We start from the raw sequence: 14327 nt of genomic DNA on the forward strand, positions 1-14327 counted from the left end.
GTGATTATTGACATTTAATTGTTGCGTACAATTGATAACACTGGTTTTTGCTACCTGTGCTTGAAGAAGTCCACGCTTTACCGTACCAGTCGTATGTTGCATAGCTAGATTCGTCTTCACCGCAAAGAATCGTGCTGCCCGAAACTTCTTGATTGTGACCACGTTCTTCACAGAATTGATTGCCGTTTGTTGGATTTACGAAGAACGAACGAAGGTTACCATTAACCCATACTTTTGGACCATAGTAAGTGACAGCACCCGTCGCCAATGTGCCATTTTGTTCAACCATAGATAGTTCAGCACGCTCAAACGCAGCGCCTTCTGCATTTGATGCTTTTAGTGATAATGTTTCAGCTTGAACAGATAACGTCAATGTAGCTAATACTGCAAGTGCGATACTTGTTTTCATTTTTGTAGTTCCTTTGTTGATAAAATAGAATGTATTGCAGTGCTATTAGGTCATTTCCAGATGATCGTTTTATATACTATTTATTTACTTTTTGTTAATGAGGTTTGATGTTGGAAACAGGTAAGCGTCGATTGTTTTTTGGAATTGGCCTAGAAAGCCAAGCAGTTGAGCTAGTTTCGGCGTGGTTACTGCATAGCGTTAATACTTCACGCCCTTTCACTGCCCCCTACAATTTGCATCTTACGCTTGCGTTTTATGGCATGGTTACTGATGACGATGCTCAAGCCTTAATTGAGTATGCAACTAAGCTGAACGTAACTCCGTTTTCGTTATCCTTCGAAGAATCCGCTTACTGGCAACATTCCGGGATATTTTATTTGAAGCCAAACTCACCGCCAACTGCGTTATCCGCGCTTGCGGAGCCACTGCGCGATTACGGCGAAAAGTTGAATATTTACACCAATCCACATCCATTCTCTCCGCACATCACCTTATGCCGTGGGGCGAAAAAGCAACCTGAAGTGGTAAACCCCATTATGCCACTGGTCATTCCTGTTAATAGATTCTACCTTTATCATTCACACCGAAATGAAAATGGGCTCATTTATGAGCCCATTAAAACATTCTTACTGAGTTAGATAGATTTATTCAGGTAGATTCGCGAATTGTTCAAACACTTCTTTGCCTGTCATCGTTTTCGTCTCATTGGCAAAATCATAATAGGTAGGCTTTTCATCAATAAAAATTTGATGATCGAACGTCAATTCTCCTTCCTCGGCGAAAAGCCCAGCGGGCAGAATGTAGTGGTTATTCGCCTTCAATCGATAGAAAAGATGAGTACCACAGGCTTTACAAAATCCACGCTCAGCCCATTCCGATGACGAAAAGACCGATACCGCGTCTGTCGGCGTCACAGTGACTTGCCCTTGACTTTCCACTGCCAAAAATGGCCCACCACCCCATTTCCGACACATTGAGCAGTGACAAGCCCCAACATGGGGTTTTAATTCTGACGTCTCAACTGTCACGGCTTTACAAAGACATTGAACTCGCAACGGATTACTCATCTACTTTCCTTAAAAAAATTACTTAAAAGACGACCAAAACGGTGAACACTCGTCATGTCTATCCGCTGCAACAGTCGACTAGTATTTAAATTTACCTATTTGCTTATTAATATCTTTGGCAACTTGTGCAATAAGCTTACTTTGTGCAGCCGCATCCGACGCGGCTTGATTCAAGCTGTGAACAGCACCGCTAATGTTCGTCACGTTCTGATTTATATCTTCACTGACGACGCTTTGTTCTTCAGCCGCACTGGCAATTTGTGTCGCAGCATCACTAATTTGTGCCGCTGCAGCGATGGCTAAATCAAGTTTTGCTTTCGCATCTGCGGCGCTTTGCTTGCAATTTTCGACCATTTCTTGGTTTTGATTCATCGCAGACACAGCCTGTTGAGTACACCCAGTGAGCTCGCTGATGATCCCTTGAATTTCAACGGTCGATGCCTGAGTACGAGACGCTAAATTCCGCACTTCATCTGCAACTACCGCAAACCCACGGCCTTGTTCACCTGCGCGAGCAGCTTCGATAGCAGCATTTAACGCAAGTAGATTGGTTTGTTCGGAAATATTACGGATCACTTCCACAATGCTGTTGATACTCGTGCTCGACTTTTCTAGCTGTACCATCAACTCACACGCTTCAATCATACTTGTGCTTAAGGTTGTGACTACCTGCTCAGTTTGAGCAACGGAGACATCACCTTCTTTTACCGAGAGCGTCGCTTCATTCGCTAAATCGGCAGTTCTTGACGCCTGCCCGGCCACTTCAGAGGCCGTCGCCGACATTTCCGTCACAGCAGTCACTACTTGCTCAATCGCCTGTTGTTGGAGACTAATTTCATGGTTTGTGCGTGTTGATATTTCCGCACTAACATCCGACGACTGACGAAGAGAGCTTACGAGTGTGGCTGTATCACCAACAATTCGATGGGTTTTATCTAAAAAGAGGTTTAGCGCGGACGCAAGTTGTCCTATCTCATCTTTACGATTGATCTCTACGCGACTGGTTAAATCACCGTCCGACGTGGCTAATTCCTCTACCTTGTCGGTCAATAGTTGCAACGGCCTTGCTATCTGTCCAGCAACTACATACAAAATTGAGACACCCGCAGCTGCAATTACCGCGGCGAGTATAAGTTGTAATGCCGTGCTTTGGTTGAACTCTTGTTCAAGTGCTGTTTGCATGGCGACAACTTCTGCTAACACGACTCGTTTTGGCACTCGGTACTCAAGCAGCCAAGGTGTTTTAAATGCATCAAACTTTATTGGCACGGTGACGACGTAATCTTCCCCCATTTCGACGAATCTTGGTGTTGCAGCTTCAATAAGCGGCTCTACCGACTGCCATTTTGCGTCATCAAGCATGCTGCCAACCACGTTGGGATTTTCTGTATCCGCAACCCAATAACCTTTGTTTGAAACAAGCTTTAGTGCACCTTGTCCTGCAAACAATTCCACATCTAAATCTTCCAGTAATTTCTGCAAAAACGCCATGGAAATATCAACACCTGTTAATCCCTTAAATTCGTTGTTGATATAAATCGGATGAACAATTGACGTCATTAAGGTTGGCACGCCTTGCACATCCCAAACAGCCGGATCGGTAATACAGCTCGACTTTTTATCTCGTGGACACAGATACCATTCATTTAAACGTAAACCTCGGCTATTGCGGCTTTCGTTATACACGTCATCTGCCGTTACAGGTTGGATATCCAAATTTCCGCCACTGCCGCGCGTCCAATAGGGTCCGAACTGTCCTGTTTCCGTTGAGTGATTTGAGTTATTGGCAAATTCCGCGTCTCGTCCATCAACCGCATTTGGCTCCCAAACAATGTAAGCACCAAGCAGCGATTTATGTGACAGCATCGCTTCTTTCACAAACTGACTGTATTGCTCTCGGCTTAATGGCATACGGGTTTTGATTGCAGCAGATGTCGTTTCACTAAGTCCCCTTGCAACCCCGAGGCTTTCCGTAACAAGCACTTCAACTTGGTCGGCTTGTTGTAACAGTTGAGCCTTCAGCGATTCATCAACCTGTTTTATAAATAACTTTTCGTTCGCTTGGTTGTGATTCGAAAATAGCGCGGAGGAACTCATCACCCCATAGGCAATCGTCGCTAGAACCGCTAAAACTAAACAACTTGCGGCTACGACGGCTATTTGTACTCGCATAGTAGTAAATTGAAATTGAAGCATTTCTTGCTCCCTTTTACGTCTAATTATTTAATTCAATTTTGTGGTCAAGTTTGGCTGTACATCGTGTACTAGCCAACTCCATTCACATAAAAGCTATCTTGCGCCATTATTTCCTTTAATCGTATCGCGTTGCTGAACTCCAGCAGATTAAGACATTGTTTTTCTAACACCCTTGTTCAGTGAAAGATACCGACTCTTCAACGTTGAAACTCAACAAAATCACACTTATACGTCATCAAACTTACCAGGTAAGTTCGATAAACTTGAGTATGGTAGAGGACAAATATTTGGCAAGTTGGAATATTTCCGATTACCTTTAAGTTGTCATCATCCTCTATATCTGAATAAAAATGGGAGAATACGACATGACTCGTCCTCGTCAGCTCACCAAAAGTGCAATCGTCTTTGCTTGCCTACTCACTCCGCTTAGCGCTCATGCAAACTTGTCCGCAACTGTCACGTTGGTGAACAACTACCTATTTAACGGCGTATCACAAACCGACAAAAAACCAGCGCTGCAACCTAACTTAAATTATGATTTTGGTAATGGCGTCTATGCAGGTCTTTGGTCATCTAATGTCGATTATGGCAGTGGAATATGGCTAGAATTTGACGGTTATGTCGGTTATTACACTGAATTGGATAATGGGATAACCGTTGATACAGCAATAAATCAATATACTTACCACGGCGATGACACGGCCAGCGATTTGAACTTTCAAGAAGTGTACGCGAAGTTTAGCTACCAAAACTCACAATTAAACTTCTGGTATGCGTGGGACTATTTTGGATTTGGTGGGGGACACTACATCATTCAAGCTGCTCATACTTTTCCAATTAATGACCAGTGGAATGTATTTGCGGCGGTTGATAGATCAACTAGCACAAACCTAGACGCCTGGAACTGGGAAGGAAAACGAGCATTCACGCATGGCCAAGTCATGGCTCGCACCAGTTACAATGGATTTGATATCGGTTTAGGGGTTCACACAACAACATTAAAAGAACGCTGGGGTGACACGGCAATTCTTCTTTCTATCAGCAAAGCATTCACGTTCTAATTATACCGAAATCAGAGACAGCCTTCTTATAAACACCAAGGACTTGTCTCTGATTCATCATTTTCAGAAAACAGCGAAGCCTCTAAACAACAGCCTTATCCATTAACGTAATTTGAATTGCGCCACGATACCTTCAAGCTCTTGAGACAACTGAAGCAACTTCTCGGCTTCTTGTTTAGCACGTTCTGCCCCTTTAGCCGTGCCAATCGCCCCGTCACTTATCAATTTCACACTTTGCGTTAATTGTGCCGTCACCACACTCTGCTCTTCAGATGCACTGGCAATTTGCACGTTCATATCGCGCATCGTCCCAACCGCACTCGAAATTGTTCCTAGAGCTTCTTCCGCAGAGTTCATTTTTTGCGACGTTGTTGTGACAAAGTTAACGTTTCGCCCCATCGCATCCACAGCCTTTTTTGCCTCGTTCTGTAAATTTGAAATCATGCCATGGATCTCTTCAGTACTGTTTTGAGTCCGACTTGCGAGGCTTCTCACTTCGTCAGCAACAACCGCAAAGCCCCTTCCTTGCTCTCCAGCTCGCGCAGCCTCAATCGCGGCATTGAGTGCAAGTAAGTTTGTTTGGTCTGCGATTGCACGAATAACATCTAAAATGGAGCCAACTGACTCTGTTTCTTGAGCCAATTTCGAAATGGTATCGCTTACCTGAGAAATACTTTCAACTAACTCATCCATGGACGCTTTTGTGTCATGTACTGCGTTAAAACCACTTTCTGTTGCTGCGTCAGCATGAGAAGCAGCCTCTGAGGCCATTTGCGCGTTACGTGTAATTTCCGCAACGGTTGTGCTCATTTCATCCATCGCGGTTGATGTTTGCGTAAGCTGGTCCATTTGATCTTCCGCATTACGCTTAGAATCATCCGTAATTTTGCTGACTTGTTCCGATGTCCCACATAGCGACCGAGCACTGCTAAAAATATTTGTGATCATGTCTCTCAATGACTCGTTCATCAGAGCCATTGAATTATAGATGTTTGCCTGACTTCCATCCGAATGCAAAGCTTCCCTCAAATCTCCCTTTGCAATTCTTTGCGCAATCTTGGCTATGTCTCTCGGCTCTCCGCCAATTGGCGCTTTAATTACTTTGGTATTAAACCAACTAAACAACATACCTAAGCCAACAACAACAACAGCTATCACTTCTATCCAAAAGACCGATGATTCACTTTGAGCTTGGATTTTTGGGCCTAAGATGTCTTGTTGTTGCTTCAATTCCAATTTAATGGCTTCGATCTCGGAGGCAATACGAGGGCCTATTGTATTGAGTTTATTATTAATAAGTTGATTACGGGAAAGAATCGTTTCTTGAACTTTTGCCAAAGCACTTAGATAGGTTTCTACCTCTACGGTTAAATTTTGTAGCACAGCCTGCTCGTCCTCGGTATCCGCTAAAACCCGAACTCGAGCAACTTCTTCTCGTACATTTTCGAACGCACGCTTCGCAACACCGAAATCTTCTGCAGAATTGGTTCCCAAAAACTTCATAGCAAACAAGCGGCCATTGAGTAAGTCACCTTGCAGCAAGGTCACTTCATGCAGAAATTGAATGCTCTCTCGTTTTTGAGATTCTTCCTCTAATTTCTGAACTTCTTTATACATATTTGAACCGACAACATTCATCTGTTCATTAACCAGTTTGTCACGCGTGTTGAACAACTCGACGATTTGATAAAACGCCTTTTCATACTCTTTTACTTCAACAGAAGACTGTTCAATTCTCGAGATTAGACCCTTATCGTCGAACTTGCTTTCCAACGCGTTGAGCTCATCTTCCAACAATTTGGTTCGTTGATTGAATTCGGTAATTAACGTAGGCGACTGTTCTTTTAAATACTTAACTGCGGATATTCTCACATTCAATAAATTCCCTTGAATGTGTGACAAAGCATTGGAGCTTCTGGCAATTTTTCGGTACTCGATAAAGCCATCATGTCCACTTGTCAATGATACGTAAGAAAAGGCAGCCAGAAATAGGATCAGGACTATCATTGAGCCAAATGAAACCGCGAGCAACTGGTGGAGTGGCAGCTTCTTTAACATGCTTAGATTTCCCTAACACAATCAAAACGAGGTTAAACAAAGGTATGAGTTAAAATCCTCAATCCGTCAATGTACTGAATTCTTAAAACTAACGGTTCAGGCGAAAAGACAAAATTTCCCAACTAGAAATCAACTCGCTGTTTAATTTCAATTTTGTTTTTTTGAATATTTACGAAAACATTACTAGATTTAGTGAATACTCACTTGAATAGATTGTGAATCAAGGAAGCCGATTCATGCTAAGCAATATCTCTTTTAAGCATGCGCTGTACTTTTTATCGTTCGTCTTCGTGACAGGCATATGTATTGTTTCATCTAGTTTAATCTATTCAGATTACGAACACTTAGCTAGTTTAGAGAAAGACCGTCAACGTGTCGAAGTCGCATTACTGGCGGACAATGTTGCGCATCAATTTGCAGTGGAACGCGGCTTATCCGCAGGCTATGTGGGCAGTGGAAACCCTGCCACCTTAGCAAAATTAGACGAACAGCGGCGCATTGCGGATGGCAGTTTAACCAAATTAAAAACGCTCAGTAATGATGTGCTGTCCTCATTTCAGTCTCTTACTGACGCTATAGAGACTCAAGCTCAGCACAAAAGTAACATTCGCCATGGCGTTGACAGCCGAAAAGCGCCCACCGCTTTTTTGTTTTACTCAGACTTAAATGCTAAGGCACTCGCTTTAATGGTGGAAAGCATCGTAAGTCTTGAACACGATGAGTTACGTCAAGATTTGTTAGGTCTCTATTATCTTGCCAAAACGAAAGAACATTTGGGGCAACTACGAGGAAAGGCCAATGGGATACTGGCGTCTAAACATCTCGCTAAAGCCAGTCAATCAGAGTTAATTCTCTACTATGAGTTTTTCACTCGTTACAGCAAACTTGCCGTCAACAAACCCAAGTTTGCTGACAACGTTAAGACTATACTCAATAGTCAAAAAGCACAGTTCGTTGATGATATTTTAGCCGAGCTAAGTCAAGCCCCTGAGGGTATGCTCGCCGCAAGCCTACCCACACCAAGTGAGTGGTTTGGGACGTCGACTGAGGTCATTGGTCAGCTAAAGGCGTTGATTGAAAATCACAAACTCAAACTGATCGAAAGTTTAAGACAGGAAATAGAGAGTGGCCAAACAAAGCTTTGGGTCGAATCAACTTTAATCATCGGGTTAAGCTTATTTGTTGTCCTTTTCACACTACGCGTTATCAGAGGACTTACGTCCAAACTCGCCACTATCCAACGCACTTTAGAGACCGTGACACAAAATGGGGACCTCACAGTTAGGATTAACGACCAGAGCACGGATGAACTTGCGTTAATTAGTCAATCCGTCGACCGAGTGCTTGCCTCTCAAGGAAAACTGGTAAAGCAGCTTAAAGACAATATCGAAGAAGTCTCGAATAAAGTCGCAACGGTTGGTCACGTCATTACCTCCGTAAACGATGAAATGACCGCCGCTAATGTCAGTCTGCAATCCATTGTGACCGCATCAAATCAAGTTGCGCAAAGTACAGATGACATCCAATCCAGTATGCACCATACACTTTCAAGCATCGAAACACTTGCGTTAAACGCCACAACGACTCAAACCATCACGCATGATTCCAAATCCTCGATTGATTCTCTGCGTGCGATGAATGAGAAAGCGTTTGAAAGCGCCGAACACCTAAACAATAAAAGCCAATCGATTGTCAGCATTTTGGATAGCATCAACAGTATTGCAGAGCAAACCAATCTTTTGGCCTTAAATGCAGCGATAGAAGCCGCAAGAGCCGGTGAAAGCGGCCGAGGTTTTGCTGTTGTGGCGGACGAAGTAAGGCAACTCGCTATCCGTTCTAAGGATGCAACGGGCGAGATTGGTGTTGTACTTGAATCGATAAAGCTTGAAGCCGCTTCCCTCCAAGATGTGATGAAGCAAATCCATGAAGCCAGCACGCATACGGTGACAAACAGCGACAAGGCGCTTGACCACATCAAAGGCGTTTCAACTCAAGTCAGCCATATCAAAGGACAACTGGATTCAATTAATAGTGCCAGTGACCAACAAAGCCTTGCCGCAAATCATGTTAGTGACCAGGTAAGCGAAATAGGCCGAGAAACAAATGCCGTCATTAAAAACATGCATGATTTAGTGGATGAACTAAAACTACTTGAGAAAAACAATCGAGTATTATTGAACAACGTTGCTCACTTTATACTTTAAGCCAGCCATTGAATTGGAATGGCTTATCAAGGCAAGTGAAAAATCCGAAATAATTTTGGATACGAAATTGATGTACACCTATTCATTTCATTCTCAAGTTAAACCATACCTAAAATTGGCTTTAATATGTAGAACTTAAATAACAACTTAAGCACCTATTATTTAAATACGACATTCCTGACAACCCAATACCATACACCTCGAAAACTAAGGAAATAAACACAACTAGCAAACAAGGAGAGTCCTATTAACTCTTGAGAAAAATAAATTTCATTAATCTATTCAACTATTCGCTTCACCAGCAATTTTGCAACTTAAAATAAAACCTTAATATTAAATTTTTAAAAACAATAAGATAAAGCAATAATTTCGATTCACAAAAAAACAACAAAACAACACCAACCCGACCAAAAAAAACCACCAAGCGTACACATCACCATTGCATATAATTAAATTAAAAACACAAAGTCACAATAATTTAAATTGATTTAACTTAGCTATTTATGTAAATTCCAATCGCTTTTCAAAGCAATTGAATAATGGAAATAAAACCAAAACAAGGAATTATTTGTGAAAAATAAAATCTCTCTTATCGCGCTGTTAGCGAGTTCATTTAATCTTTATGCAAACAATGAGGCAACACTAATGCAAAACGTAAGTGATGCTTGTGGTGGCATAAAGAAGCCTGATTGGTCAGCAAACATGCGTTCTGCTGCCGACTCAGCAATAAAAGAACAGCTTTCAAGAATTGAAACCTACCAAACAGCAAAGGAAGAACTTAGCAAGATTTCTCCTAATTATATGCAAAGTTCGGCGTCTGTTGTTTTCGAATACAAAAATGGCGTACCTTTCAAGACTATTATTCCAGATTGCGACCAAAGAGTTTCATCTTTACAAAATGGATTAAAGTTACGTGACACGCAAATTGCAGCTAAACTGCAAAAAATTAAGCAAGATGAAGCTGACAGAATAGAAAAAGAACGACTGAAAGAACAAGCTCTAACAGAACAAGCTGAAAAACTAGCTGCTCAAAAACAAGAAATTGCTGAAAATGCAGGCTATTCAAATTTCTTGGGATCCTTTGAGGAAGTTAGAGTGAAGCTTCTTGATGGCATGTCCATGTCCGACTTTTCAGAGTATTTAGTGATCCCTGAAGATGGCGACCGATACCGCCTAGTGAACGTTACAGGCGACTACGCAATTTACGTAGGTTCTGATTGGGGTTCAGCTACACAAAGAAAGATTGCCCTGCTAAAGGAACCAAACGGTTTCTATGAAAGAAATGGTACATTGCCTAATAAAAACTTTATTTTAGTTGATACGCAGGAATTCAGTAATATCTTCACTGGGAATCAACAGATACCCGTATTTATTCAATCTGATGGTGCTTATGTATCATCTTTAGGTGATTCAGGTAGCTCTGGTGGTTTTTGGGGTTGGATTTTCTTGTTCGCTCTTGCAGGAGTAGCATTTAAATTTAAAGATCAAATAATTGCAAAAGCAAATGAACTAAAACCTCTTGCTGAAAATCTAAAAAAGAACCAATAAAATATTTCTTTACTGTAAAGGGCCGTAACAAAATGATTACGCCCTTTAAAATTAAGATAAAGTAAATTTAGTTATTACTTGCTTTCACAACGGGTAATGCCGCTTTTGTCCAGCCTTGATAATCCCCATTTAAATGAAAAAGTTCGATGCCCTTATCTTGCATCGCATCGATAAAGATTCCAGCCCTTCTTCCTGATCGACAATAAACAACAGCTCGCTTACCAACCAAGTCATTGAGTATAGATTGATGCTGTTCAATTTCATTAAATGGAACATTGATAGCACCTTTAAGATGACCTTCACTGAATTCGTCTTGAGTACGTACATCAATAATAAGATATGGCTCTGAAGTCATCTGATTGATGAGTAGTTGCTCAGCAGAAACCGTTTTTGGTGCTTCGTTTGCGAATGAAAAGCAGCTAATGAAAAGTGCAATAATGGCGAGTTTGTTCATACTAATCCCTCAAATACATTGAATATGCTTGTAGATTCAGTATGACAATACATTAAAGTAAGTGGAACTCAAATTGCGTTGGCAGTTGCATATTTTTACCACCAACGTAATTTGTTTGACTAACGATTGTTAAGACGCTTATAGAACGTTTAATTTCACATCAATGTTGCCACGAGTTGCATTTGAATAAGGACAAACTTGGTGCGCTTTTTCAACTAATGCTTCTGCCGCAGCTTGTTCAAATCCAGGGATGTGCACGTTAAGCACAACAGCGATACCAAATCCACCTTCAATTGGACCTATCGCCACTTCTGAATCAATCGTAACATCTTTAGGCAAAGCCACTTTTTCTTGTCCAGATACAAATTTCAATGCTCCGATGAAGCATGCAGCGTAACCCGCAGCAAAAAGTTGTTCAGGATTTGTTCCTTGTCCATCATCACCACCCAATGCTTTAGGTGTCGACAGCGAAACCGCCAAACGACCGTCATTTGACTTAGCTGTTCCTTCACGACCACCTGTTGCCTGAGCATATGCTGTGTAAGCTGTAGTTAAAAGTGTTTTCATTTTATCTCTCCAATTTAGTTTGCATGCAAAGTATATATCCTTTCGATTCTAGATTGCAATAACTTTGTGTGCAAAGTATTATTCACTTTATTGGAGGAGACTATGAAACACCCACAACTATTACTGAAAAACCAACTTTGCCATCGACTTTATCAAGCATCGAACCGCATAGTTCGTTCATATCGGCCACATTTGACGCAACTTGGTCTAACTTACCCACAATATGTCGTGATGATGGCACTATGGGAAGAAGACAATGTTGTCGTGAAAGACATCCTTGAGCGTACAACCATTGATGCGGGGGCGCTTAGCCTCATTCTGCAAAAGTTAGCCGAAAAGCAACTTATAAACGTGGTTGCAGCCGAAGAAGACAAGCGCCAAAAGGTCATTAAGCTGACGTTGTCAGGCAAAGAGATGTCTGAACATGCCGCACCGATCCCTGCGCAAATGCGCTGTACGTTTTCAGATTTAAGTGATGATGAAGTTAACCAACTTATTGCGTTACTAGATAAGTTAAATTCTCTCAACGAGGGTTGTGACAACAATGATTGAGTATGCGCTCGCTAAACTGAGCTCTCGTCTAAATCATATCCGCGAAATGGTGCCTGAGCATACGTATGATGTTATCTGGGACTGCTGTTGTGATCATGGGCTACTTGGCCTGTCACTCATGAATTCAAATAGCACTCGCACAGTGAAGTTTGTGGATGTTGTGCCGACCATTATGGAACAATTGAATAAACAGCTTTCAGTCCATGCACCTGAATACATAGAATGGTCAACATTATGCGAAGATGTATCTACATTACAGCTGTTACCAACACAAGATAGACATTTGGTTCTTCTTGCGGGTGTTGGTGGCGAATTAAGCGCGCGGTTTATTGAGCAAATATTAACAAATAACCCCACTGTTACCATCGACTTTTTACTTTGCCCAGTACGTGATCTTTTCATGTTACGAAAAACGCTTATAAAAAAACAACTCGCGCTTCTGGATGAAAAATTAGTCACAGACAATAATCGTATTTATGAAATACTCTATGTCTCAACTCGCGCACAGGAAAAAACAATTTCACCTGTCGGAGAAAAAATTTGGCAAACAAACACGCTTGAATCACAGCAAATTGCGAAGCACTATTTAGCTATGTTAACCAAGCACTATGAACGCGCAGCCAATCGAAGTGCTATTGCAGCCGAAGCGTTAAACCTATACCGAGGCGTCAACGTATTCTCAGACTAAGTGGGTGTGGCAAAGGTAAGTTCAAATTTCGCCTTGTTCTCATCTCCCTCCCACGGTGTTACTAATTTACATGTAACACCAACACCATAATGCTCCGCCATTCCCTGCAATGTGCCTTCGACTAACGTGAACATTCTGCGTGAGGAACAATAGATTAAATCGGCTTGCGTTGGTGAATGCTGAATATAGTCAAAGCTTGGAGGAATCGCGTCAGGGTACAATTTCTTAAGTTCAACTTTATGTAAATCATCTAATTTCTTTAAAATGGGTGCTGGATGTGGAAAATCCGTGAATTCGGGCGGCAACAAGGTAATAAGGCGAGCGTAAAGCCATTTACCAAAAGCGTAGTGAGCTTGCTCATGGCTTATCCCCAGCGCAGACACAGCGTGATCAACTATTTCCAACAATTGTTCATCGGGGTAGTTTTCTGTTCTTACAAATCGGCTTTCGGTGTCAAAGCTGCATGCATCGAGAATATCAAAAAGCTGTTCTTGTCCTGCGATTTCCTCAATGAACGCTTCTAACAAATTGAAAATATGACCTTTCATGCATCATCCTCTCTCTTCTCAATGATTGGAAGCTCAACCAAAAACATCGTCCCTTCACCTAGTGTACTTTCTACTTTGATAGAGCCATTGTGTTGATGAATGATGTCCATCGAAATAGACAACCCTAGTCCCGTGCCTTTTCCCGCAGGTTTCGTCGTGAAAAAAGCATCAAACACTTTTTGCGTAATCTGTTCATCCATGCCAATACCATCATCACGAAACGTGATGACCACTTTGTCTTGTGTTTCATAAGTTGAAACCCATAAATGCCCTCGACCTTCTATAGCTTGCCCTGCATTTAAAATAAGGTTTAAAAACACTTGGCTTAATTTCCCTGGTGAGCAGTACAAATCTTTCTTTATTGAAAAATCAGTAATTACCTCAACATGATACTTAATTTGCCCCGCGGCTAGATGCAAGGTCTCTTTGAGCAGATGGTCAATATTGACCCATTGTTTTTCATCTTCCCCTTGTCGAGCAAATGAACGTAACTCCCTGACAATCGCGGCAATTCGATTCATACCTTCCAATGTTTCTTCCAGTAAATCAGGGATGTCCTTTCGCAACATATCGATATTAAACCGTGCGTCCAATGCTTGAACGTCACTTGGAACAAGTCCTGCGGACTTTTTTAGCGAATCTTGATAGTTCAAAAGCGACAATACGTACTGTTGCAACACTTCCAGATTACACATCGTAAAGCCAGCAGGCGTATTAATCTCGTGTGCAACTCCCGCAGCAAGTTGCCCAATGGAAGCCAGTTTTTCTTGTTGAACGAGCTGTGTTTCGTGAGCTTTCAAGGATTCAAGTGTTGAAGACAATTGTTGATTTAGCTCATACAACATTCGAGATCTTGTTTCGAGTAAATCTTCAGCACGTTGCCGCCCTGCTTTTTCTCGCGCTAATTGACGCTTGATTAGTTCAAGCTCTTTTTCCACCGACGAGTTAGCAACCATAGGAAAAGAAAAGAAGAAT

Annotated in this window: 14 protein-coding genes; 6 read left to right on the forward strand and 8 right to left on the reverse strand. The window is 41.8% G+C overall.

From position 1 onward, the window contains the following. Positions 1–4 precede the first annotated feature (4 nt). A complete protein-coding gene (locus NI389_RS04070) occupies positions 5–409 on the reverse strand; it encodes a hypothetical protein (RefSeq protein WP_208843759.1) in 405 nt (134 codons plus the stop codon). A gap of 107 nt (positions 410–516) precedes the next feature. Here NI389_RS04070 and thpR point away from each other — a divergent pair, with 107 nt between their 5' ends. Next, complete coding sequence (gene thpR / locus NI389_RS04075) at positions 517–1047, forward strand: RNA 2',3'-cyclic phosphodiesterase (RefSeq protein WP_308361718.1); 531 nt, start codon at positions 517–519, stop codon at positions 1045–1047. A 6-nt stretch (positions 1048–1053) separates the two neighbouring features. On the opposite strand, the gene NI389_RS04080 is transcribed toward thpR, so the two are convergent. Together NI389_RS04080 and NI389_RS04085 are read right to left on the reverse strand one after the other, a co-directional pair. Then, entirely contained in the window at positions 1054–1476 is a 423-nt protein-coding gene (locus NI389_RS04080) for a GFA family protein (protein WP_308361719.1), read from the reverse strand. Between the two features lie 78 nt (positions 1477–1554). After that, positions 1555–3672 carry a methyl-accepting chemotaxis protein gene (locus tag NI389_RS04085; protein ID WP_308361720.1) on the reverse strand — a complete coding sequence of 706 codons (2118 nt, stop codon included), beginning with the start codon at positions 3670–3672 and terminating at the stop codon, positions 1555–1557. Positions 3673–4037: 365 nt separating this feature from the next. Here NI389_RS04085 and NI389_RS04090 point away from each other — a divergent pair, with 365 nt between their 5' ends. Further along, entirely contained in the window at positions 4038–4733 is a 696-nt protein-coding gene (locus NI389_RS04090; RefSeq protein WP_308361721.1) for a TorF family putative porin, read from the forward strand. 102 nt (positions 4734–4835) lie between these two features. Here the strand turns inward: NI389_RS04090 and NI389_RS04095 are convergent, their stop codons facing one another. After that, positions 4836–6791 carry a methyl-accepting chemotaxis protein gene (locus tag NI389_RS04095; RefSeq protein WP_308361722.1) on the reverse strand — a complete coding sequence of 652 codons (1956 nt, stop codon included), beginning with the start codon at positions 6789–6791 and terminating at the stop codon, positions 4836–4838. A gap of 236 nt (positions 6792–7027) precedes the next feature. Between NI389_RS04095 and NI389_RS04100 the strand changes: the two genes are divergently transcribed. Both NI389_RS04100 and NI389_RS04105 read left to right on the forward strand, forming a co-directional pair. After that, entirely contained in the window at positions 7028–8995 is a 1968-nt protein-coding gene (locus NI389_RS04100) for a methyl-accepting chemotaxis protein (protein ID WP_308361723.1), read from the forward strand. A gap of 570 nt (positions 8996–9565) precedes the next feature. Further along, entirely contained in the window at positions 9566–10543 is a 978-nt protein-coding gene (locus NI389_RS04105) for a hypothetical protein (RefSeq protein WP_308361724.1), read from the forward strand. A 67-nt stretch (positions 10544–10610) separates the two neighbouring features. On the opposite strand, the gene NI389_RS04110 is transcribed toward NI389_RS04105, so the two are convergent. Together NI389_RS04110 and NI389_RS04115 are read right to left on the reverse strand one after the other, a co-directional pair. After that, positions 10611–10997, reverse strand: coding sequence for a rhodanese-like domain-containing protein (locus tag NI389_RS04110; RefSeq protein WP_308361725.1), 387 nt, complete (start codon positions 10995–10997; stop codon positions 10611–10613). 138 nt (positions 10998–11135) lie between these two features. Next, positions 11136–11564 (reverse strand): organic hydroperoxide resistance protein, encoded by a 429-nt coding sequence (locus tag NI389_RS04115; protein ID WP_308361726.1) that lies wholly within the window; start codon positions 11562–11564, stop codon positions 11136–11138. Between the two features lie 102 nt (positions 11565–11666). On the opposite strand from NI389_RS04115, the gene NI389_RS04120 reads away from it, so the two are divergent. Beyond that, positions 11667–12116 carry a MarR family winged helix-turn-helix transcriptional regulator gene (locus tag NI389_RS04120; protein ID WP_308361727.1) on the forward strand — a complete coding sequence of 150 codons (450 nt, stop codon included), beginning with the start codon at positions 11667–11669 and terminating at the stop codon, positions 12114–12116. Beyond that, positions 12109–12804 (forward strand): tRNA (adenine(22)-N(1))-methyltransferase, encoded by a 696-nt coding sequence (locus tag NI389_RS04125; RefSeq protein WP_308362495.1) that lies wholly within the window; start codon positions 12109–12111, stop codon positions 12802–12804. Before NI389_RS04120 ends, NI389_RS04125 begins: the two co-directional genes overlap by 8 nt. Here the strand turns inward: NI389_RS04125 and NI389_RS04130 are convergent. After that, the gene (locus tag NI389_RS04130; RefSeq protein WP_308361728.1) at positions 12801–13352 is read right to left on the reverse strand and encodes a heme NO-binding domain-containing protein; all 552 of its coding nucleotides are present in this window, start codon (positions 13350–13352) and stop codon (positions 12801–12803) included. The two genes, NI389_RS04125 and NI389_RS04130, sit on opposite strands and share 4 nt — an antisense overlap. After that, complete coding sequence (locus tag NI389_RS04135) at positions 13349–14290, reverse strand: sensor histidine kinase (RefSeq protein ID WP_308361729.1); 942 nt, start codon at positions 14288–14290, stop codon at positions 13349–13351. Before NI389_RS04135 ends, NI389_RS04130 begins: the two co-directional genes overlap by 4 nt. Positions 14291–14327 lie beyond the last annotated feature (37 nt).

Source organism: Pseudoalteromonas xiamenensis (assembly GCF_030994125.1).
GTDB lineage: Bacteria > Pseudomonadota > Gammaproteobacteria > Enterobacterales > Alteromonadaceae > Pseudoalteromonas > Pseudoalteromonas xiamenensis_B.

Coding starts and splice junctions, on each gene's coding strand:
- NI389_RS04070 (WP_208843759.1), bottom strand. CDS start 409: ATGAAAACAAGTATCGCACTTGCAGTATTAGCTACATTGACGTTATCT.
- thpR (WP_308361718.1), top strand. CDS start 517: ATGTTGGAAACAGGTAAGCGTCGATTGTTTTTTGGAATTGGCCTAGAA.
- NI389_RS04080 (WP_308361719.1), bottom strand. CDS start 1,476: ATGAGTAATCCGTTGCGAGTTCAATGTCTTTGTAAAGCCGTGACAGTT.
- NI389_RS04085 (WP_308361720.1), bottom strand. CDS start 3,672: ATGCTTCAATTTCAATTTACTACTATGCGAGTACAAATAGCCGTCGTA.
- NI389_RS04090 (WP_308361721.1), top strand. CDS start 4,038: ATGACTCGTCCTCGTCAGCTCACCAAAAGTGCAATCGTCTTTGCTTGC.
- NI389_RS04095 (WP_308361722.1), bottom strand. CDS start 6,791: ATGTTAAAGAAGCTGCCACTCCACCAGTTGCTCGCGGTTTCATTTGGC.
- NI389_RS04100 (WP_308361723.1), top strand. CDS start 7,028: ATGCTAAGCAATATCTCTTTTAAGCATGCGCTGTACTTTTTATCGTTC.
- NI389_RS04110 (WP_308361725.1), bottom strand. CDS start 10,997: ATGAACAAACTCGCCATTATTGCACTTTTCATTAGCTGCTTTTCATTC.
- NI389_RS04115 (WP_308361726.1), bottom strand. CDS start 11,564: ATGAAAACACTTTTAACTACAGCTTACACAGCATATGCTCAGGCAACA.
- NI389_RS04120 (WP_308361727.1), top strand. CDS start 11,667: ATGAAACACCCACAACTATTACTGAAAAACCAACTTTGCCATCGACTT.
- NI389_RS04125 (WP_308362495.1), top strand. CDS start 12,109: ATGATTGAGTATGCGCTCGCTAAACTGAGCTCTCGTCTAAATCATATC.
- NI389_RS04130 (WP_308361728.1), bottom strand. CDS start 13,352: ATGAAAGGTCATATTTTCAATTTGTTAGAAGCGTTCATTGAGGAAATC.